A 21649-nucleotide genomic window follows, 5' to 3' on the forward strand; every position below is an offset into this window, starting at 1 on the left:
TCCAGCCCTGTCCACGTCCAATCAGGCCTGCGCCGCAGCGCGACCCACATTCAGCTTTTGTTCGGTGACCGCGTCCTGCTCGACCGGCAGGATCAAACGATCAGGCACTGAGCCGTGCCATTTTTTTGCGCATACGTAATACAGGGCGGCGGGAAGCACCAGACCGATGACCCAGGAAATATCCACATCACCCAGGGCAGCCACCAGCGGACCGGTATAGAACTTGGTGGAGATGAACGGCAGTTGTACCAGCACACCGAACACATAGACGCTGATACCAAGCAGGTTCCAACGACCGTAGCGGCCATTCGGATCGGCCAGGGCCGGTACGTCATAGCGTTCGCGAGTGATGCAGTAGTAGTCCACCAGGTTGATCGCGCTCCAGGGAGTAAAGAACGCCAGCAAGAACAGGATGAAAGACTTGAACGCACCGAGGAACGAGTGCTGGCCGAGCAACGCCATCAGGGTCGCGGCACCGACGATGACCAGCACGAAGACCAGACGCTGCAAGCGCGTTACCTTCAGGTCACCACGGAAACCGCTGATGATGGTCGCAATGCACATGAAGCTGCCGTAGGAGTTCAGCGTGGAGATGGTGACCTTGCCGAACGCGATGCTGAAGTACAGCAGCGCAGCAGTGGCACCGGTACCACCCAGACCCACGATGTAGGCCACTTCGTGGCCGGCGTATTGCCCGTTGGCCGAAGCGGCCGCGAACACACCGAGGACCATCGCCACCTGCGCACCAATGACCGAACCTGCGCCTGCGGCAAAAAAGGTTTTCAGCGCGGACGTCTTGCTCGGCAGGTAGCGAGAATAGTCAGCCACATAAGGGCCGAAAGCGATCTGCCAGGACGCCGCGAGCGACACCGCAAGCAGGAAACTGCTCCAGCTGAAGTGGCGGATTTGCAGCAGTGCGCCAACGTCAACCTGGTTCATCAGACGGCTGAACAGATAAACAAAGGCAATCACGCCAATGACACTGGCAATGCGGCCGATCCAATGGATCACCCGATAGCCGAGCACCGTGACCAGCACAATGACACTGGCGAAAATGAGGATGCCGACGGTGTCGCTGACGCCAAACAACTGGCCCAGCGCCTGGCCGGACAACACGGTTCCCGTTGCGGTGAAGCCCAGGTACATCAAGCAGACCAGCACGATCGGGATGGCCGCGCCGTATACACCGAACTGTACCCGGCTGGAAATCATCTGCGGCAGGCCAAGCTTGGGACCTTGCGCCGCATGCAGCGCCATCACGCCGCCACCCAGCAATTGACCGATCAACAGACCGATCAACGACCAGAACACATCACCGCCAAGGACCACCGCCAAGGCACCGGTGACAATCGCGGTGATTTGCAGGTTGGCCCCCATCCACAGGGTGAACTGGCTTAACAGACGACCGTGTCTTTCCGCTTCCGGGATGTAGTCGATCGAACGCTTCTCGATCAACGGCTTGTTGCTTGCACGATCGCTGTTAACAGCCATGGTTCAACCTCTATGGATTGTTATTGTCGGTTTACTCAATCCCTGTGGGAGCTGGCTTGCCAGCGATGACGTCAGCACCTTCAACATCAATTCCAGCAGTGCCACCGCTATCGCTGGCAAGCCAGCTCCTACAGGGCAAGCATTACTTGCCGGTAATCATCGGCAGGTTCAGCCCTTGTTCCTTGGCGCAGTCGATGGCGATCTGGTAACCGGCATCGGCGTGACGCATGACGCCAGTGGCCGGGTCGTTGTGCAGCACGCGAGCGATACGCTCGGCCGCTTCGTCAGTACCGTCGCAGACGATCACCATGCCCGAGTGCTGGGAGAAGCCCATGCCGACGCCGCCGCCGTGGTGCAGGGAAACCCAGGTCGCGCCGCTCGCAGTGTTGAGCAGAGCGTTGAGCAGTGGCCAGTCGGACACGGCGTCGGAACCGTCCTGCATCGATTCGGTTTCGCGGTTAGGGCTGGCTACCGAACCGGAGTCCAGGTGGTCGCGACCGATCACGATTGGCGCCGACAGCTCGCCGCTGCGCACCATTTCGTTGAACGCCAGGCCCAGCTTGGCGCGCAGGCCCAGGCCAACCCAGCAGATACGTGCCGGCAGACCCTGGAAGCTGATGCGCTCGCGAGCCATGTCCAGCCAGTTGTGCAGGTGGGCGTCGTCCGGGATCAGTTCTTTGACCTTGGCGTCGGTCTTGTAGATGTCTTCAGCGTTGCCCGACAGTGCAGCCCAACGGAACGGGCCGATACCGCGGCAGAACAGTGGACGGATGTAGGCCGGTACGAAACCAGGGAAGTCGAATGCGTTTTCCACGCCTTCTTCCTGCGCCATCTGACGGATGTTGTTGCCGTAGTCGAAGGTCGGTACGCCCATTTTCTGGAAGTCCAACATCGCTTTGACGTGCACGGCCATCGATTGCTTGGCGGCTTTGATCACAGCGGCTGGTTCGGTCTTGGCGCGTTCGCGGTACTGATCCCAGGTCCAGCCGGCTGGCAGGTAGCCGTTGAGCGGGTCGTGGGCGCTGGTCTGGTCGGTGACCATGTCCGGGCGCACGCCGCGCTTGACCAGTTCCGGCAGGATTTCTGCCGCGTTGCCCAGCAGCGCGATGGAGATCGCCTTGCCTTCAGCAGTGTATTTGGCGATGCGAGCCAGCGCGTCGTCGAGGTCGGTAGCCTGCTCGTCGACATAGCGGCTTTTCAGGCGGAAATCGATGCTGACCTGCTGGCATTCGATGTTCAGCGAGCAAGCACCGGCCAGGGTTGCAGCCAGAGGCTGAGCGCCACCCATGCCGCCCAGGCCAGCGGTCAGTACCCACTTGCCTTTGAGGTCATCGTTATAGTGTTGGCGACCGGCTTCGACGAAGGTTTCGTAGGTGCCCTGGACGATGCCCTGGCTGCCGATGTAGATCCAGCTGCCGGCGGTCATCTGGCCGTACATGGCCAGGCCTTTGGCGTCGAGTTCGTTGAAGTGCTCCCAGCTCGCCCAGTGCGGAACCAGGTTGGAGTTGGCGATCAGTACGCGCGGGGCATTGCTGTGGGTCTTGAACACGCCGACCGGCTTGCCGGATTGCACCAGCAGGGTCTCGTCGTCGTTCAGGTTGGTCAGGCTTTCGACGATCTTGTCGTAGCATTCCCAGTTACGCGCAGCGCGACCGATGCCACCGTAAACCACCAGTTCCTTTGGGTTCTCGGCGACTTCAGGGTCGAGGTTGTTCATCAGCATGCGCAGCGGCGCTTCAGTCAGCCAGCTCTTGGCGGTCAGCTTGTTACCGCGTGCAGCGCGGATTTCAACGTCACGAAATTTAGTCACGAAAAGAACTCCTCAGCAATCAATCCAAAACCAACCCAGGCAGTGGGCGAGCAAGCCAATGGGCATCAGTGCACACCGGCGAATCAGTGGACGATGGTTGAGTCCTCGTGACTCATACACATACGTCTTTACTTGTACATACAAGCATATGCAATCAAGCGGCCAACTTGTTGGATGAGCATTCAAGAAAAATTCTGAAATGGCTGGAGAGCGCCTGGAACAAGGGTTCTGGCGTAGATGAAATTTTTTGAGGGGGATTTTTGTGGGGAGAGGCTTTTGTTACTTGAACGTGGTTTTGCGCCACGCTGGGGCGTTCGGTAACAAGTTGGTGCGCGATGGGAAACGGCTTTGAAGTGGCAAAAAGCATCGCGGGCAAGCCCGCTCCCACAATGATCGTGGCTGGATCATAAACATACAATCCAACCCAAAACCTGTGGGAGCGGGCTTGCCCGCGATGGAGGCGACTCGGTATTGAATCAGTGCGCGGACAGTTCGATCACGCAGCACGGGGCGTTGACGGAGATTTCCAGCAGGTCGGTGTTACCGTCCAGTTGCAGGCAGTCATGACGACCCAATTGCTGGGCACTGTTACCGACCTTCAACTCCAGCGCATCGCTGATGCTGAACACCAACACCGTACCCGCCGAGCTGAAGAACCGCTGCTCGCCCGACAACCACTGCAACCGCGCAGCGTAACGCTGCGGCGCATAAATGAGGTTGAAATCGCGAATCGGACCGTCGAGCAATGCGCAGGCGACCTTGCTCTCGCCGCTGAAGGCATACGGGTCCAGCGGTAACAGTGGCCGCGTGTTCTGACCGTCGACCGACAGGGTCATACCGTCGCCTTGCAATACGGTGATCACCCGCTCGTAGCCAGCGAACGTGGAAAACCCGCCCGACTCGCCAATGTCGGCAATCGACAGGCGCCAGCCAAAGCCATCCAGGCCGGTGCCGGCATCACGGGTGATTTCTTCGGTGCTGCCGCCGCCGTTTTTCCACGGCATGCGCGGGTAATCTTTGGCACGTAGAACTTTCAGACTGATCATTTGTGAAACCGACCTTCCAGACGATGACGGGAACCGGGGTGGATCAAGCGAGCGGCGGTCACCGGCTGACGACCGGACCAGGTGCGGCGACGGATCAGCAGGCACGGCTCGCCTTTTTCAATCTGCAGCAATTTGCATTCGGACGACTCGGCCAGGATCGCCTCGACCACGTGCTCGCCTTCGGTCAGCGGCGCAACCTGGTTCAGATAGGCGTAGGGCGTTTGCAGGGTGAAGTCCTGCTTGAGGTAGTCCGGCGCCACCAGCGCATTGACGAAACGGTCTTCGATTTGTACCGGAATATCGTTTTCGAAATGCACGATCAGCGAGTGGAACACCTTCTGCCCTTCACGCATGTCCAGGGCCAGGGCGCGCTCCGAGCCGGCGGCCTCTTCTTCAAGGGTGATCACCTGACAGGTATGGCGGTGCCCGCGCGACGCGATCTCGTCGGCGATGTTGTGCACTTCGAACAGGGCGGACTGGCTTTTCGGCTCGGCGACGAACGTACCGACGCCTTGCATGCGCACCAACAGACCGTCGGCAGTCATCTCGCGCAGCGCGCGGTTGATGGTCATGCGGCTGAAGCCCAACTGGCTGACCAGCTCGCTTTCCGAAGGAACGCGGTAGTGCGGCGGCCAGTTTCCGCTGTCGATTTGCTGGGTGATCATCTGTTTGACGCGGGCGTACAAGGGCGCCGGACTGTCGCCCATGTTCGCGGCCAACGGAGAGACTGGAGGCGGAGTCGGCACGGTTAATCCTTGGTCGTTTAGTGAATGTCGCTAGCTTGCCGGAGTTTACCGGGCAGGCAAACGTCTGTATATGTATATACAAATAACACACGATGGGGTGCTGAACCATGTCCGCCTTCTTTGCCGAACGCGCGCTGCTGCCTAGTGGATGGGCCAACAATGTACGTCTTGAGGTCAGCGCCGACGGCGTATTGACCCATATCCAGGCCGATTCCCACGCAGATGGCGCCGAGCGGTTAAGCGGTCCGCTGCTGCCTGGCATGCCGAACCTGCACTCCCACGCCTTCCAGCGGGCCATGGCCGGGCTGGCGGAAGTGGCGGGCAATCCGAACGACAGTTTCTGGACCTGGCGCGATTTGATGTATCGCCTCGTCGGAAAAATCAGCCCGGAGCAACTCGGCGTCATCGCCCGTCAGCTGTACATCGAAATGCTCAAGTCCGGTTACACCTCGGTGGCGGAATTTCACTACGTGCACCATGACGTTGACGGTCAACCTTATGCCGACCCGGCCGAACTGGCACTGCGTATCAGCCAGGCCGCCAGTTCCGCCGGTATCGGCCTGACGCTGCTGCCGGTGCTCTACAGTCACTCCGGTTTCGGTGGCCAGGCGCCAAACGACGGTCAGCGGCGCTTTATCAACAGCACTGAAAACTACCTCAAGCTGCAATCGCGCTTGCAGCCGATCCTTGCGCAACAAAAAGCGCAGTCGCTCGGTTTGTGTTTCCACTCGTTGCGCGCGGTCACGCCGCAGCAGATCAGCGAAGTGCTGGCGGCCAGCGACAAGCAATGCCCGGTGCACATCCACATCGCCGAACAGCAAAAAGAAGTCGACGACTGCCTGACCTGGAGCGGTCGTCGGCCGCTGCAATGGCTGTATGAAAACGTCGACGTCGATCAGCGCTGGTGCCTGGTCCACGCCACCCACGCCAACCCGGAAGAAGTCACCTCGATGGCCAAGAGCCGCGCCATCGCCGGCCTGTGCCTGACCACCGAAGCCAACCTGGGCGACGGGATTTTCCCGGCGGTGGACTTCCTCGCCCAGGGCGGCCGCATGGGCATCGGTTCCGACAGCCATGTGTCGCTAAGCGTGGTGGAAGAATTGCGTTGGCTGGAATACGGCCAGCGTTTGCGCGACCAGCGGCGCAATCGGCTGTATGGCGCGGATCAGCCAATGGTCGGCCGTACGCTGTTCGATGCGGCGCTGGACGGCGGCGCTCAAGCCTTGGGCCAGCCGATTGGCGCGCTGCAAGTCGGCAAGCGCGCCGACTGGCTGGTGCTCGACGGCAACGATCCGTATCTGGCGACAGCCAATGGTGACGGGATTCTCAATCGCTGGCTGTTTGCCGGTGGCGATCGTCAGGTGCGGGACGTGCTGGTGAACGGCCAGTGGGTTGTGCGTGATGGACGGCATGCGGGCGAAGAGGAAAGCAATCGCGCGTTTACCAAGGTCCTGCGCGAACTCCTGGGCTGATACAAAACCCTTGTAGGAGCCGGCTTGCCGGCGATGGCGGACTGTCAGGCAACATTGATGTTGAATTTGACGGCGCCATCGCTGGCAAGCCAGCTCCTACACAGGGTATGCGTGATCAGTTCGAGGTCTTCGCCATCTGCTGTTCCGACGCCCGCCAGATCAGCCGCGTGGTGTCATAACCCTGCTGACGCGCCCTGCTCAGCAGCTCTTCACGCACCACACCATTGACGGTCGGCGTGCGCGACAGCAGCCACAAATACTTGCGGCTTGGATCACCGACAATGGCGGTCTTGTAGTCATCGCTGACATACAGCACCCAGTAATCGCCCTTCGCCACCCCAGGAATCAGCCTGGAGAACCAGGTGTCGAACTCGACCCGCAGCTTGTCGTTCTTGCCGGGTACCTCTGGATACGCCGTGCCCTTGACCTCTTCCCATTGCCACTGCGCCGTCAAGCAGCGGTTCAATACCGCGACGGTGCCGTCGGGCTTGAGCGTGTAATGGGCTTCGGACTGCGCACAGTCGCGCTGGAAGTACATCGGCAGACGGGCCAGCTCGTACCAGGTGCCCTGGTAGCGCTTCAGATTGACATTATTGGCAGTCTTGGGTGCCAACGGGTCCTGGCCAGACGTGGCACAGCCGGCCAACACCAGGCCGGCAAAAAGGATGATAAACAACCGCTTCATTATTTTTTTCTCCCGTGGGCAACACGCCCCGGTTTACTTCAGGCCTTGGCCGGAAAACATCAGCACTTTGTCACCGGCATACTGCACGCTGATAAAGCTGTTCTTGTCGCCCCAGGTGCAGCTGGACATGCCGAGCGCGCCTGAACAATCGGCGGGTTTGCCCAACAGGGTTTCCACGTCGGCCTTGGCCATGCCGGCCGAGAGCTTCGAGTAGTTTTCCTGATTGACCTTGCTGCAGGCAGCGAGCAATACGCAGAACGAAAGCAGGGCGATGGAACGCAGCGACATGGTGGAACTCCGGGGGCGTAGGGGATTGGCATGGCTGCCAAGCTGAAGCTTAGAAGAGAAAACCCCTGTCAGGTTCCCTGCCCGGCAGGCTATTTGTCGGGCCACTCGTCTACCTTTTGCCGAAAATCAGCCAATTTCCGTTCTTACCGAGCATTTCGTCACCTTTGAGAAAATCCGCCTAATCTTTGGCGCCGCCCGGTCGACATAAATGCAACGCAAAACCACGTCGGTGGCATTTGCTCCTCCTTTTGTAGACCCGACCCTCTGCGGTAGCTCATCCATGACCCGAAACATGAAGTTCAGCCACAAGATCTTGTTGGCTGCCGCCCTCGTGGTGGCCGTCGCATTCGCTTGTTTCATCCTGTTCAACGACTATCGCCAGCGCGAAACCCTGCGCAACAGCACAGAAGCCTCGATGCAGGAACTCGGCAGCCTGACTACCAGCAACATCCAGACCTGGCTGGAAAGCCGCATGCAATTGCTGCAGTCGATGGCCCAGCAGATCACCACCGATGGCAATGCGCCCGCCGGCCTGAAACGGATCATCGACCTGCCCGCCTACACCGGCAACTTCCAGCTGAGCTACTTCGGTGGCGCCGACGGCGTGATGTTCTCGGTCCCGGCGGGCAACCGCGCGGCGGACTACGACCCGCGCGCCCGTGGCTGGTACAAGGCGGCCAATGGCGCACAACAGACCATCGTCACCGAACCCTACATCGCTGCGTCCTCGGGCAAACTGGTGATCACCGTGGCCACCCCGGTGCAGCACCAAGGGCAGATGATCGGCGTCGCCGGCGCCGACATCGATCTGTCCAGCGTCAGTGCGATCATCAACTCGCTGAACTTCGGCGGCCACGGCCATGCGTTCATCGTCGGCGCCGACGGCAAGATCCTGATTCACCCGGACAGCAAGCTGGTGCTCAAGAGCCTGGCCGAAGCCTATCCGGGCGATACGCCGAAAGTCAGCCCGGGCATGCAGGAAGTCGAGATCGACGGCAAGCGCCAGTTCATCTCCTTCACCCACGTCAACGGCGTGCCCTCGGCGGACTGGTATGTAGCGCTGGTGCTCGACCAGGACACGGCGTTCTCGATGCTCAGCGAATTCCGCACTTCGGCGATCATCGCCATGGTGATTGCCGTGGTGATCATCATCGTCTTGCTGGGCATGCTGATCAGCCTGCTGATGCAGCCGCTGCTGACCATGGGCCGCGCCATGCACGACATCGCCGAAGGCGAAGGTGACCTGACCAAACGCCTGACCATCCACGGCCACGACGAATTCGGCGCGCTGGGGCTGTCGTTCAACCGCTTCGTCGAACGCATTCACACCTCGATCATCGAGGTGTCCTCGGCCACCGGCCAGGTCAACGAAGTGGCGTTGCGTGTAGTCGCCGCCTCGAACTCGTCGATGTACAACTCCGACCAGCAAGCCTCGCGCACCAGCAGCGTGGCCGCGGCGATCAACCAGCTCGGCGCCGCCGCCCAGGAAATCGCCCAGAACGCCGCCCTCGCCTCGCAGCACTCCAGCGATGCCCGCAGCCTGGCCGAAGACGGCCAGCAGGTGGTGGATAAAACCATCGCGGCGATGCAGCAACTGTCGGCCAAGATCAGCGATTCGTGCGGCAACATCGAAACCCTCAACAGCAACACGGTCAACATCGGGCAGATTCTGGAAGTGATCACCAGCATCTCCCAGCAGACCAACCTGCTGGCACTGAATGCCGCCATCGAAGCGGCACGGGCCGGTGAAGCCGGTCGTGGTTTTGCCGTGGTGGCCGATGAGGTGCGCAATCTGGCCCACCGCACCCAGGATTCGGCGCAGCAAGTGCAGACGATGATCGAAGAGCTGCAGGTCGGCGCCCGCGCAGCGGTGGGCATCATGACCGACAGTCAGCGCCAGAGCGAAAGCAGCGTCGGCATCGCCAACCAGGCCGGTGAACGCCTGGGCAGCGTGACCCAGCGTATCGGCGAGATCGACGGCATGAACCAGTCGGTTGCCACCGCCACTGAGGAACAGACCGCCGTGGTCGAGTCGATCAACGTCGACATCACCGAGATCAATACGCTGAACCAGGAAGGCGTGGAGAACCTGCAGGCCACCTTGCGTGCGTGTGCCGATCTTGAGCAGCAGGCGGCGCGGTTGAAGCAGTTGGTGGGTAGTTTCAGGATTTAAAAGCATCGCTGGCAAGCCAGCTCCCACAGGGATCTTTATTGCACTGGAGATCTACTGTAGGAGCTGGCTTGCCAGCGATGGCGGCATCAGCAACAACAAAAATTCAGAACCGAGAGCCCGGCTTCGACAGAAACTCGAGCTCCTCAGCCGTAGACTCCCGCCCCAACACCGCATTGCGATGCGGAAACCGTCCAAACTGCGCAATCACCTTCTGATGCCGCTCGGCATAGTCCAGGTAATCACTGAACAACGCCCGATCGCTGGCTGGCTGCTGCGCCACCAGTTCGATATAACGCGAGATGCATTCGTTCTGCACCGCAAGGTTCTCGCTGTGCTCGAACACCAGGTAGATGAACACCCGCTGGATCGGTTGCAATTGCCGATCGAAATCCGCAGCAATGCCTTGGGCTACCAGCTTCTGCGCCCGGAGATCGCCGGAAAAGGCTTTGGGAGATTCGCGAAAGATCATTCGCGGAAGTTGATCGAGCAGCAGCACCAATGCCAGCCAACCTTCGGGACGTTGCGCCCACTCGGTCAATCCGCCGGCCAGTGCCTGCTCGACCCAGTCCCCGAAACGCTCGCGCGCTTCGAGGTCCTGGCTGTCGCGCTTGCCGAACCATAACTTGCCCTTGTCAGCCGCGATTGCCCTGGAGGTTTCGGCTGTACCGAACCACCAGTCAAGCAACGGCTGCCAGGGCGCGGTCATGGTTTATTCCTTGTGGTAAGCCGTGACGCGGGCCACTTCTTCTTTCGAACCGAGGAACACCGCTACACGCTGGTGCAGGCCTTCGGGCTGGATGTCGAGGATGCGCTGGTGACCGTCGGTGGACGCGCCGCCCGCTTGTTCCACCAGGAACGACATCGGGTTGGCTTCGTACATCAGGCGCAGTTTGCCCGGCTTGGAAGGCTCGCGGCTGTCGCGCGGGTACATGAACAGACCGCCACGGGTCAGGATGCGGTGCACGTCGGCGACCATCGCGGCGACCCAGCGCATGTTGTAGTTCTTTTTCAGCGGGCCTTCATCGCCTGCCAGCAATTCGCCGACGTAGCGCTGTACCGGGGCTTCCCAGTGACGCTGGTTGGAGGCGTTGATGGCAAATTCCTGGGTGGCCTCAGGAATGGTGATGTTTTCGTGGGTCAGGACGAAGCTGCCCATTTCACGGTCCAGGGTGAAGCCTTTCACGCCGTCGCCCAGGGTCAGGATCAGCATGGTCTGTGGACCATAGATCGCGTAGCCGGCGGCCACTTGCTGGGTGCCTGGCTGCAGGAAGGCCTTTTCGTTCAAAGGCTCGTTCTGGCTCAGGTATTCGTTCGGGCAACGCAGTACCGAGAAGATGGTGCCGACCGGGGCGTTGATATCGATGTTCGACGAACCGTCCAGCGGGTCGAATACCAGCAGGTACGCGCCTTTCGGGTATTTGCCAGGGATCTGGTAGGCGTTGTCCATTTCTTCGGACGCCATGCCGGCCAGGTGACCGCCCCATTCGTTGGCTTCGAGCAGGATCTCGTTGGAGATCACGTCGAGCTTCTTCTGCACTTCGCCCTGGACGTTTTCAGTGCCCATGCTGCCCAGAACGCCACCGAGGGCGCCTTTGGACACGGCGTGGTTGATCTCCTTGCAGGCACGCGCCACCACTTCGATCAGGAAGCGCAGATCGGCAGGAGTGTTGTTGCTGCGGGTCTGCTCAATCAAATAGCGACTCAAGGTAACGCGGGACATGGAAGGCTCCGGGGGAATGGGGGGCTAAAAACCCGCGCAGTTTAACGCGAGTCGGGGCGCATTTCCTCCTATCAGACGTGATCGACCGAAGAGAGTTCATGTGCGGGGTTGAGCGTAGATGGAAATGGGCTGGATGTGAGGCGCCGATAAATGGCAATTTCGATAATTTAGTGTCAGCTCCGACGCCATCGCGAGCAAGCTCGCTCCCACAGGGACAGCGTAATACCTGTGGGAGCGAGCCTGCTCGCGATTGGGTGCGCAGCACCCACTATCAGGATTTGGCTGATGGCTTGCGCAGCAAACTGAACGCCATCGCCGCCAGGAACACGACACTGAGCAACAACACCGCCCACAAGCCGAACTTCTTCCAGTGGGTCTCGATCGGCGCAGAGGCGGCGCTTGTAGACGGCATCGTGGCCACCGCCCCGACATCCACCCTGGCCCGGCCCAAAGTCGCGAGCTTCGCCGGGCTGTAATCGGGAATCAGCGTCGACAGCGGCAAGTTCGCGGCCTTAGCCGTCGCATTCCCCACGACCAGCGTGTAAGGCCCAGGCCCACGCGCCAGGAACACCAGTTGCGTGGCGCGCACGGCAAACTTCAGGGTCGGCGCCTGATCACCCAGGCCGCCGCCGCGTTCGTCTACGGTCAGCTTCAACTGCCGGACGATTTGCCCCGGCAGCTGCAATTGGTTCTGCACCACGTCCTGACCGTTCTGGGTCAGGCGATAGAGCAAGCCACTGGCCAATGGCTGCCAGGGCAGGCTGCTGTCGCGCCGCCCGGCCAGGTTCACCGGTGCCAGGCTGTTGGGCTGGTTCAACTCGACCTGCACCCGCTCGACATTCAGTCCCATTGGCAACTGCCAGGTGTATTCCCCCGCCTTCTCGCTGCTGCCGGTCAACGCCTGCGACCAGACCAACGGCAGCGGCAGGCTGCGGGTAGTGGTGCTTTGCAGCTGCACCGAAGTCAGTGTCGGTGCTGAATGCGGTGCAATCCACAACAACCGCAAGTAGCGCGCCGATTGGCCCGGCAGGCTGATTTCATGCTGCTCGACCCGCTCGTCGGCAAAGGTCAGGCGCGCCACCTGCCCTTCACCCCACGACTGCCAATGCTGCAAATCGTCGCTGGCTTCAAGGGTGAAGCGCTGGAAGCCGTCACGCTCGCTGGTCCAGTCGAGCATCAATCGCTGCAACGGCGCCTTGATCGCGGAAGCGTCGAGCAACCAGCCGTGCAACTCCTCCTCGCCCGCCTCCAACTGACTGGACGGCTGTACCTCGACCAAGGTGCCGTTGGCGCTCGACTGCACCCGTACGCTCGGCGCGGTTTCAGTGGCGTCCACCGAGTTGTACAACGGAAACCATTTCACCTCGGTCATGGTGGGCGTTTCATTGCTCTGCGCCGACTCCCGGGCCAGGGCATACGCCTGAACATCGCCCACGGCATTGAACACACGCACATCGCTCAGGTCGGCCTGGCGTGCATTCAGTTGCACGCTCAGGGGCAGTTCAAGGCGATACCAGGGGCCTTCGCCCGTCACCGACAAGGGCACCTGGGTGGTGAAGTCCGCCGGTTTTTCCTGGGCAGCCACCGACAACACCACAGCCATGGCAACAGCGCCCAGCCAACCCGGGTTCAACTTCTGACTCAAGACGACACTCCTTCGGATGGCGCGACCGGTTTGCCGGCATCCGGCACCGCTTCGGCACGCTTGGGCGGCAGCGGGGCGAAATAGCCCACCACCAGCAGCAACACGCCGACTCCAATAAACGACACGATTCGCGCCAGCCCGCCGCGATTACTCAATTCGACAAAAAACAACTTGGCCACGACCACGCCGATCAGGGCCGCACCGATCAGCCAGACCTCGCGGCGGCCACGCAAATGGCCGCCGATCATCAGGCTCAGGGCCATCAAGGTCCAGACAATGGACAGGCCGGCCTGCACGCGCATCGACTCCAGCAACGGATCCAGCTCGAACGGCACCCCGCTCCAATGGTGCGCCGTGCGCATCACCAGTGCGGTAAAGAACACGAACAGCGAGGCGCCTGCGATCCCCTGCGTGGCGATGGCGGCGTAATCCTCGCGGACCGCCAGTTGCGTCATGCTGTTGCGCGACCAGACATAGACGCCGAACAACGCGAACAACAGGCCCAGCTCCAGCGGGTTGATCAAAGGCACGTAGGGCAGTGGCTCGGCGTTGCCGTCGCTGGCGACATTCGCCAGCCAGAACCAGCCGAGCATCAGCAACGCCAGCGGCGCGGCGGCGTACACACGGTATTCACGCGAATACGCCGACACCGGCCATGGCCACGCGCGGGGTGCCGCCATCAGCAGCAGATACAGGCTTGGCAGGATCGCCCAGCCCAACCAGCGCCAGGCATTGTATTGCTCGGACAACAGCAGCAAGGCGTAACGCAGTTCCAGGGCCAGAACCCCCATCAACAGCCAGCAGCCGAGCACATGAGCGACGCTCGTCACGCGCGCCGGCAGCATGGACGCCAAACGTCGCAGAGAGACGAAATGCACGACGAACACAGCGGCCCACGCCAGCCAACCAAAATCGGCCGCCGGGTGATAACGCGGGTGCCAGGCCGCCAGCAGCACCAGCGCAGCCGCCGGCATCAACACCGTGCAGAGCACGCCCAGTGACGGCCATCTCAGGCGCAGCGCCAATACCGTCCACAGCGCCACACTCACGGCAGCGATGCCCAACAACAAAGTCGCCTGCAGCGGCAACGGCGCAAAATTCATTACTTCGATGACCCACGCCAGCACCCACCAGCCTGCACCCCACACCAGCAACGCCTGGGACAACCGCAACAGACTCAGGCCTTTGAACGCGTCGAGCGAATGGCCGATCTGCAAACGCCAGGCCCCCACCATCGCGGCCAGCCCCAACAGCAGAGGCGCCCAGAACCCGCCATGGGTCATAGGTTGCAGGGCGTCACTGAACTGCGGCCCGACCGCCAGGAACAGCGCGCCAGCCAATAGTTGTACAGCGAGTGCGGTGAACACGAACGTGCGTGATCGCAGATGCAAGCCGGCAAACAGCGTCAGCATCCCGGCCAAGGCCCAACTGATCACCGTACCGTGGCTGAAGAAAAACAACGGCGCCAGCAAATAGAGAAATGCCAGCCCGAGGCATGCCAGGACAGGCAGGCCTTTGAGCTCCCATGGCCTGATCTGATCCGGCAAGGCTTTACGCAACTGGTAGAAGCTGAACAGCAACGCGATGCCCAACAGGAGCGCACCCAAGGGGACACCGCCGACCAGGCTGCTCTCGCTGCTGTGCAACTCGCTGAGAAACGTCAGCGCCGCCCCCAATTGCAGCAGCAACGCAAAGGCCCGACCCACAGGCCTTTGCTGGCGCAGACCGAGCCAGAAGATTCCCGCGCCCTCCACCGCCCACGCCGCCGTCGTCCAGCGCGCATCAAGCCCCAGGGGAATCGCCAGACTGGCGAAGATCACGCCCAGGGCCAGGCAGGTTTCCCCCAGTAACACAGTGCGCCCGGCCATCAGCCAACGGGCGAGCCCCATGTAGATCATGCCCAGCGCCAAGGCACTGAACGCCGCCGCGAACTCCAGATGTTGCACCAATGCGAACTGCAAGCCGAACCCCACCAGCGGCGGGCCGAACAGCAGCGTGCCGTCGACGTAGTCACCCTTGCGCGCCGACCACTGCAGCAGCGCTTCGCGACTGCCCTGTACCGGTGCATCGCTCATCTGCATCAGCTTGCGCCGGGCATACAGCAGACCAATGGCCAGGTACATCAGGAAAAACAAAATCAGAAACGGCTCGGTACTCCACAACTGCTCCGGCGAGTAGGAGCGCACACCCCAGGCGAAACCGATGCCGAAGGTGCCGGTGAAGCCGATGACATTCAACAACCGCCAGGCCTTGAACCAGGCGATGGCCAGAATGCCGGCGTTGAGCAAGGTGAAATAGCTGAACAGCGCGACGTGGCTGCCGGCGCCGGTGGAGGCCAGCAGCGGCGCGGCGAATCCGCCCAGTGCGGCAGCGGCGGCCAGTCCCAGGGAGTCCTGAGTAATGGCGAGAATCGCCGAACAGACCGTCACCGCCACCAGCAGGCCGAACCCCGCCGAGGGATCGAGCAGCGGATGCAGGCGCATCGCGGCAAACACCGTCAGGTACAACACGGCAATCCCGGCGCCCTGCAGAATCAACGCGTAGTTGCTGTTGCGAACTCGCAACCACCAACCCAGCCCGAGCAACCCCAAGGCTGCGGCCGCCACGCCGGCGTAGCGCAACTCAAGCGGCACCACCACGCCTTCGGTGGCGTAGCGCAGCAAAAAGGCCAGGCCGAGGAACAGCAGCACCACACCGACCCGCAACACGGTATTGCCGCCGAACAACCAGGCGCGGGCGCGACCGATGGCGCGGTTGATGAGGTTCGGGCCACGCGGTTGCGCTTGGCGAACGGTCGGCTCGGGCCTCCAGGCATCGGCGGGCTGCGGACTGTTGGTTTCGGTGGCTACTGCGGCAATCGGTTCGAGTTCCGGCGGCAGTTCCCAGAGCAACTCTTGGGCTGCGGCAGGTGCTTGATCAAGGAGGGTTTCAGGTGACACCAGCGGTTCGGTGGCTTGCGTCGTCTTGACGCCTGACGCTTCGAGCGTCGCCAGCCGTTGCTCGACCGCTTGCAGCAGGCGTTGCTGCTCCACCGCTTTAGCGTCCATGCGCGTTATGCGAATCGCCTGGCCGATACCCAATCCGAGTAATGCGCCCAGCAGTGCATCACTGAATGACTCGTCGAGTATCCAGCCGAGTACCAGCCCGATCAGCATGAAAATCCATTGCATGGTTGATATCCCTAAGCGGCCCCTTCATGAGGCAAGTCCGGGTGTAAAGCCTCAGTCTAGTGGCCAGACACCCGGAATCCAGTGCACCACCACCCCCCATGTGGGAGCGTCGGTGGCGCTTAGTATATCGACCAGCGCGTGAAACTACTCCAGTGCCTTCCAGATCTCCGTGGCGTACTCGCGAATGGTCCGGTCCGACGAGAACCAACCCATCCGCGCCGTGTTCAACACCGCTGAACGCCACCACTCCTTCGAGTCGTGCCAATGGGCTTCGACGCGCATCTGCGCGTTCCAGTACGAGTCGAAATCGGCGCAGACCAGGAAGCGGTCGTAATCCACCAGCGAATCGATCAGCCCGGTGTAACGGGACGGATCATCCGGCGAAAACACCCCGCCACGAATCGCTTGCAGCACATCGTTCAGACGGTGGGACGCGGCGATGTCCGGTGCCGCATGGAACTCATGATTCTGTTTACGCGCTTCCACCTGCTGCGCGCTGAGACCAAAGATGAACATGTGCTCGACGCCGATGCGTTCGCTCATTTCCACGTTGGCGCCGTCCAGGGTGCCGATGGTCAGCGCGCCGTTCAGGCCGAACTTCATGTTGCTGGTGCCGGACGCTTCGAAACCGGCGGTGGAGATCTGCTCGGACAAATCCGCCGCCGGAATGATGCTCTCCGCCAGGCTGACGTTGTAGTTGGGCAGGAACACCACTTTGAGCAAGCCGCGCACGGTCGGGTCGTTGTTGACCACCCGGGCGATATCGTTGGTCAGCTTGATGATCAGTTTGGCCTGGTGATAACTCGCGGCTGCCTTGCCGGCGAAGATTTTCACTCGTGGCACCCAGTCGATTTCCGGTTCCGCGCGGATCGCCTGGTACAGCGCCACGGTGTGCATCAGGTTGAGCAACTGGCGTTTGTATTCGTGGATGCGCTTGACCTGCACGTCGAACATCGCCGCCGGGTTGACCGCCACGCCCAGCCGCTCATGAATCAGATAAGCCAGGGCTTTCTTGCTGTGCAGGCGTTGCTCGGCGAATGCCTTGCGGAATGCACTTTTTTCGGCGAACGGTTCGAGGCCAAGCAACAGTTCTTCCGGGTTATCCAGCACTTCGGGCCCGAGGGTATCGACCAGCATCGAGGTCAGCTCGGGGTTGGCCTGGTACAACCAGCGGCGAAAGGTGATGCCGTTGGTTTTATTGTTGATCCGGTCCGGGTAGAGCTTGTGCAGTTCGGAGAACACCGTTTGGCGCATCAGTTGCGTGTGCAACCCGGACACACCGTTGATGCTGTGGGAACCGAGGAACGCCAGGTTGCCCATGCGCACCCGGCGACCGTTGTCCTCCTCGATCAACGACACCGCGCGCAGCACGTCGAAGTCGTGAATGCCCTTGGCCCGCAGGGAGTCGATGTGCTGGGCGTTGATCAGGTAAATGATCTGCATGTGCCGTGGCAGCATGCGTTCCATCAAGCCGACCGGCCAGGTTTCCAGCGCCTCGGGCAGCAACGTGTGGTTGGTGTACGAGAGCGTATCGACGGTGACTTGCCACGCCGCATCCCATGCCACGTCATAGACGTCGACCAGTTGCCGCATCAGTTCAGCCACGGCAATCGAGGGGTGGGTGTCGTTGAGCTGGATCGACGCATGATCGCCCAGGGTCAGCACCGAAGTGTGCATGTTGCGATGGCGGCGCAGCAGGTCCTGCAACGAGGCGGCGACAAAGAAGTACTCCTGGCGCAGGCGCAGCTCCTGGCCGGCCTCGGTGCTGTCAGCCGGGTACAGCACCCGGGAGATGCTTTCGGCCCGGGCCACTTCGGCCACCGCGCCCAGGTGGTCACCGGCGTTGAAACGCTCCAGGTGCAGATCTTCCATGGCCCGGGCGCGCCACAGGCGCAGTGTGTTGACACTCGCCCCGCGCCAGCCGACCACCGGCGTGTCATAGGCAATCGCCCGCACCGTTTCCGCCGGGGACCAGATTTGCCGGGTTTTGCCGGCGTCGTCGGTCAGCGTCTGGACGCTGCCGCCGAAACCGATGGTGTAGACGACTTCCGGCCGTTCGAACTCCCACGGGTTGCCGAAATCCAGCCAGTGTTCGGTCTGTTCCTGCTGCCAGCCATCGACAATCGCCTGGCGGAACAACCCGTGCTCATAACGGATGCCGTAGCCATGACCGGCGATGCCCAGGGTCGACATGCTTTCCAGGAAACACGCCGCCAGTCGCCCCAGGCCACCGTTGCCCAGGGCCGCATCGGGCTCCAGCAAGCGGATGCGCTCCAGGTCGACACCAAGCTCGGTCAGGGCTTCGCGGGCAACGTCGAGCAGGCCGAGGTTGCTCAGGCTGTCGAACAGCAGCCGGCCGATGAGAAATTCCAGGGAAAGGTAATAGACGCGTTTCTGACCTTTGCGATAGATCTGCCGCGTGTGGTCCATCCAGTGCTCGACCATGTGGTCCCGCGCCGCCAGGGCAATGGCTTCGAACCAGTCGTGGTCAAAGGCGTGATCCGGGTCTTTACCCACCGCGTAGGTGAGTTTGGTCAAGACGGCGTCGCGGAATGCGGCCACCTCTGCTTCGCGAACAAGTGGTTCTTGAGTCATCGATAGGACCTCGAGCGAGCTTGGAGTTGTCTGAGCCTAGACGGTCTGACAGGCGGTAGAGGCTCTGGTTCGGCAGTTTTTCCTGTAAGTGCGAATCGGCTCGGCAATACATAGTCGTGTGCCTGATTCAATGCAGGGGCCGTGCCGGATTAGCGGTTTATTGGCCGGCAGTGAAAAAATCTGGCGAAAGGTTGTTCAAAAATCCACCAGTCCCGGTATGATCGCGCGCCCTGATGCACACGCTGGTAACAAACGATGATGAAGCCGAACCTGATCGCTGCCGCAGAGATCGACCGCCTCGATACCTGGGCCAAGTACTCTGCCCCGATGTGCGGCTCATGCATGTCCAGCTGCTGCACCCTGCCCGTCGAAGTCAAGATCAAGGATCTTGTGCGCATCGGCGTGGTCGATGAATTCGAGCTGGGTGACCCGCCGAAAAACATCGCCAAACGCCTGCAAAAGGAAGGTCTGGTCGAGCGCTTCAATCAGAAGTCAGGAATCTTCACCCTCCAGCGCATGAGCAACAACGATTGCTACTACCTGGATCGTAAGAGCCGTCTGTGCACTATTTATGAAAAGCGCCCGGATACTTGCCGCAACCACCCGAAAATCGGCCCGCGGCCAGGGTATTGCGCGTACAAGCCGAAGGAAGTGGAGCGCGACCGGAGTTCGCGGGCGATTGAGCGGTTCTGACTTTTCCGGATTTATTTGGGGACTGATAAGCCGCCATCGCTGCGATGCGGCGACCCGACAAGCCAGCTCCCACAGGGTTCAAGGTGAAACACAAATTGTGTGAACACCAAAATTACTGTGGGAGCTGGCTTGCCAGCGATGAGGCCGGCACAAACACCACACAAATCGCAGACAAACAAAAACGCCCCCGGCCTTTCGACCGGGGGCGTTTTCGTTAAGCCGGGCTAAATCTTATGCCTTGGCTTTCTTGGCAGCGCGGGTACGCTCGCTTTCGTCCAGGATCTTCTTGCGAAGACGGATGGACTTAGGAGTGACTTCACACAGCTCGTCGTCCTGGATGAATTCCAGAGCCTGTTCCAGGGTGAAGCGAACAGGTGGAACCAGAGCGATGGTTTCGTCTTTACCCGAAGCACGCATGTTGTCGAGCTTCTTGCCCTTGGTAGGGTTGACGCCCAGGTCGTTGTCACGGCTGTTCAGACCAACGATCTGACCGTTGTAGATTTCCTGACCGTGTTCTACGAACAGCTTGCCACGCGCCTGCAGGGTTTCCAGGGAGTAGGTCAGTGCCTTACCGGTTTCAACCGAAACCAGAACGCCGTTCTGACGGCCGGACATGTCGCCCGACTTCATCACGTCGTAACGGTCGAAGATCGAGGTCAGGATGCCAGCGCCGTTGGTCAGGGTCAGGAACTGGTTACGGAAACCGATCAGACCACGAGCAGGGATGTTGTATTCCAGACGTACACGGCCCTTGCCATCCGGCACCATGTTGGTCAGGTCGCCCTTACGCAGGCCCATCTCTTCCATCACCTTGCCCTGGGATTCTTCCGGCAGGTCGATGGTGACGTTTTCGAACGGTTCGTGCTTCACGCCGTCAACCAGACGGATGATCACTTCCGGACGGCCTACAGCCATTTCGAAGCCTTCGCGACGCATGGTTTCGATCAGTACCGAGAGGTGCAGCTCACCACGGCCGGAAACCTTGAACTTGTCAGCCGAGTCGCCTTCTTCAACGCGCAGAGCAACGTTGTACAGCAGCTCTTTGTCCAGACGTTCCTTGATGTTACGGGAAGTCACGAACTTGCCTTCTTTACCGCAGAATGGCGAGTCGTTTACCTGGAAGGTCATGGAAACGGTTGGCTCGTCGACGGTCAACGGCTTCATCGCTTCAACGGTGTCCGGGTGGCACAGGGTGTCGGAGATGAACAGCGAGTCCATACCGCTGATGCACACGATGTCGCCTGCAGCAGCTTCTTCAACGTCTACACGGTGCAGACCGTGGTGACCCATCAGCTTCAGGATACGACCGTTGCGCTTCTTGCCGTCGGCGCCGATAGCGACAACCGGGGAGTTCGGCTTGATGCGACCACGAGCGATACGGCCAACACCGATAACACCCAGGAAGCTGTTGTAGTCCAGTGCGGAGATCTGCATCTGGAACGGACCGTCACGGTCAACAGCCGGCGCCGGTACGTTGTCGACGATCGACTGGTACAGCGGGGTCATGTCTTCAGCCATTTCGTTGTGGTCCAGACCGGCAATACCGTTCAGGGCCGAGGCGTAGACGACTTTGAAGTCCAGCTGTTCTTCGGTGGCACCCAGGTTGTCGAACAGGTCGAAGATCTGGTCCAGAACCCAGTCCGGACGCGCGCCTGGACGGTCAACCTTGTTGATGCACACGATCGGACGCAGGCCGGCTTCGAAAGCCTTCTTGGTCACGAAACGGGTTTGCGGCATAGGGCCGTCTTGAGCGTCAACCAGCAGCAGAACGGAGTCGACCATCGACATTACACGTTCAACTTCGCCGCCGAAGTCGGCGTGGCCCGGGGTGTCCACGATGTTGATGTGGTAGCCGTTCCAGTTGATGGCGGTGTTTTTCGCCAGAATGGTAATACCGCGCTCTTTTTCCTGGTCGTTGGAGTCCATCACGCGCTCGTCGTTGAGCTCGTTGCGCTCCAGGGTGCCGGATTGACGCAGGAGTTTGTCTACCAGGGTGGTCTTACCATGGTCAACGTGAGCAATGATGGCGATGTTGCGTAGATTTTCGATCACTTGTGTATCTCGATCAGAGGATTCGGTGTGCTGACAAGTCTTGGCAGCGATTAACAGTAGCGT

General features: G+C 60.8%; 15 protein-coding genes and 1 pseudogene. 4 read left to right on the forward strand and 12 right to left on the reverse strand.

What is annotated here, in order from left to right:
* Nucleotides 1-21: 21 nt before the first annotated feature.
* The 4 genes from EI969_RS28650 to hutC all read right to left on the reverse strand — a co-directional run bounded on the left by EI969_RS28650 (nucleotide 22) and on the right by hutC (nucleotide 5054).
* Nucleotides 22-1491, reverse strand: a complete 1470-nt coding sequence (locus EI969_RS28650; RefSeq protein ID WP_160390660.1) for a cytosine permease — start codon at nucleotides 1489-1491, stop codon at nucleotides 22-24.
* Between the two features lie 142 nt (nucleotides 1492-1633).
* Nucleotides 1634-3301 (reverse strand): urocanate hydratase, encoded by a 1668-nt coding sequence (gene hutU, locus EI969_RS28655; protein ID WP_160390661.1) that lies wholly within the window; start codon nucleotides 3299-3301, stop codon nucleotides 1634-1636.
* A gap of 476 nt (nucleotides 3302-3777) precedes the next feature.
* A complete protein-coding gene (locus EI969_RS28660) occupies nucleotides 3778-4347 on the reverse strand; it encodes a HutD family protein (RefSeq protein WP_160390662.1) in 570 nt (189 codons plus the stop codon).
* The gene (hutC, locus tag EI969_RS28665) at nucleotides 4344-5054 is read right to left on the reverse strand and encodes a histidine utilization repressor (RefSeq protein ID WP_177336984.1); all 711 of its coding nucleotides are present in this window, start codon (nucleotides 5052-5054) and stop codon (nucleotides 4344-4346) included. Before hutC ends, EI969_RS28660 begins: the two co-directional genes overlap by 4 nt.
* A 146-nt stretch (nucleotides 5055-5200) precedes the next feature.
* Between hutC and EI969_RS28670 the strand changes: the two genes are divergently transcribed.
* A complete protein-coding gene (locus EI969_RS28670; RefSeq protein WP_160390663.1) occupies nucleotides 5201-6565 on the forward strand; it encodes a formimidoylglutamate deiminase in 1365 nt (454 codons plus the stop codon).
* Nucleotides 6566-6680: 115 nt separating this feature from the next.
* On the opposite strand, the gene EI969_RS28675 is transcribed toward EI969_RS28670, so the two are convergent.
* Entirely contained in the window at nucleotides 6681-7250 is a 570-nt protein-coding gene (locus tag EI969_RS28675; RefSeq protein WP_160390664.1) for a lipocalin family protein, read from the reverse strand.
* Between the two features lie 33 nt (nucleotides 7251-7283).
* Nucleotides 7284-7538 (reverse strand): hypothetical protein, encoded by a 255-nt coding sequence (locus EI969_RS28680; protein ID WP_090328096.1) that lies wholly within the window; start codon nucleotides 7536-7538, stop codon nucleotides 7284-7286.
* Between the two features lie 292 nt (nucleotides 7539-7830).
* Between EI969_RS28680 and EI969_RS31135 the strand changes: the two are divergent.
* A pseudogene (locus EI969_RS31135) lies at nucleotides 7831-8853 on the forward strand (cache domain-containing protein); the annotation flags it as partial.
* A gap of 93 nt (nucleotides 8854-8946) precedes the next feature.
* Entirely contained in the window at nucleotides 8947-9711 is a 765-nt protein-coding gene (locus EI969_RS31140) for a methyl-accepting chemotaxis protein (protein ID WP_371317842.1), read from the forward strand.
* 103 nt (nucleotides 9712-9814) lie between these two features.
* Here EI969_RS31140 and EI969_RS28690 read toward each other — a convergent pair whose 3' ends face one another.
* From EI969_RS28690 to EI969_RS28710, 5 genes are all read right to left on the reverse strand, one after another.
* Complete coding sequence (locus EI969_RS28690) at nucleotides 9815-10417, reverse strand: DUF924 family protein (protein ID WP_160390666.1); 603 nt, start codon at nucleotides 10415-10417, stop codon at nucleotides 9815-9817.
* Between the two features lie 3 nt (nucleotides 10418-10420).
* Nucleotides 10421-11431, reverse strand: a complete 1011-nt coding sequence (locus EI969_RS28695; RefSeq protein WP_015093094.1) for a class 1 fructose-bisphosphatase — start codon at nucleotides 11429-11431, stop codon at nucleotides 10421-10423.
* Between the two features lie 271 nt (nucleotides 11432-11702).
* Entirely contained in the window at nucleotides 11703-13076 is a 1374-nt protein-coding gene (locus EI969_RS28700) for a DUF3999 domain-containing protein (RefSeq protein ID WP_160390667.1), read from the reverse strand.
* On the reverse strand, nucleotides 13073-16246 hold the full coding sequence (locus tag EI969_RS28705; protein ID WP_160390668.1) for a DUF2339 domain-containing protein: 3174 nt from the start codon (nucleotides 16244-16246) through the stop codon (nucleotides 13073-13075). The genes EI969_RS28700 and EI969_RS28705 overlap by 4 nt, the downstream gene beginning before the upstream one ends.
* A 144-nt stretch (nucleotides 16247-16390) precedes the next feature.
* A complete protein-coding gene (locus EI969_RS28710; protein ID WP_160390669.1) occupies nucleotides 16391-18841 on the reverse strand; it encodes a glycogen/starch/alpha-glucan phosphorylase in 2451 nt (816 codons plus the stop codon).
* A gap of 255 nt (nucleotides 18842-19096) precedes the next feature.
* Between EI969_RS28710 and EI969_RS28715 the strand changes: the two genes are divergently transcribed.
* Nucleotides 19097-19534 (forward strand): YkgJ family cysteine cluster protein, encoded by a 438-nt coding sequence (locus tag EI969_RS28715; protein ID WP_150717381.1) that lies wholly within the window; start codon nucleotides 19097-19099, stop codon nucleotides 19532-19534.
* Between the two features lie 231 nt (nucleotides 19535-19765).
* On the opposite strand, the gene typA is transcribed toward EI969_RS28715, so the two are convergent.
* A complete protein-coding gene (gene typA / locus EI969_RS28720; RefSeq protein WP_046815270.1) occupies nucleotides 19766-21586 on the reverse strand; it encodes a translational GTPase TypA in 1821 nt (606 codons plus the stop codon).
* Nucleotides 21587-21649 lie beyond the last annotated feature (63 nt).

The sequence above is a fragment of the Pseudomonas sp. PB101 genome (assembly GCF_009764265.1).
Classification (GTDB): Bacteria; Pseudomonadota; Gammaproteobacteria; order Pseudomonadales; family Pseudomonadaceae; genus Aquipseudomonas.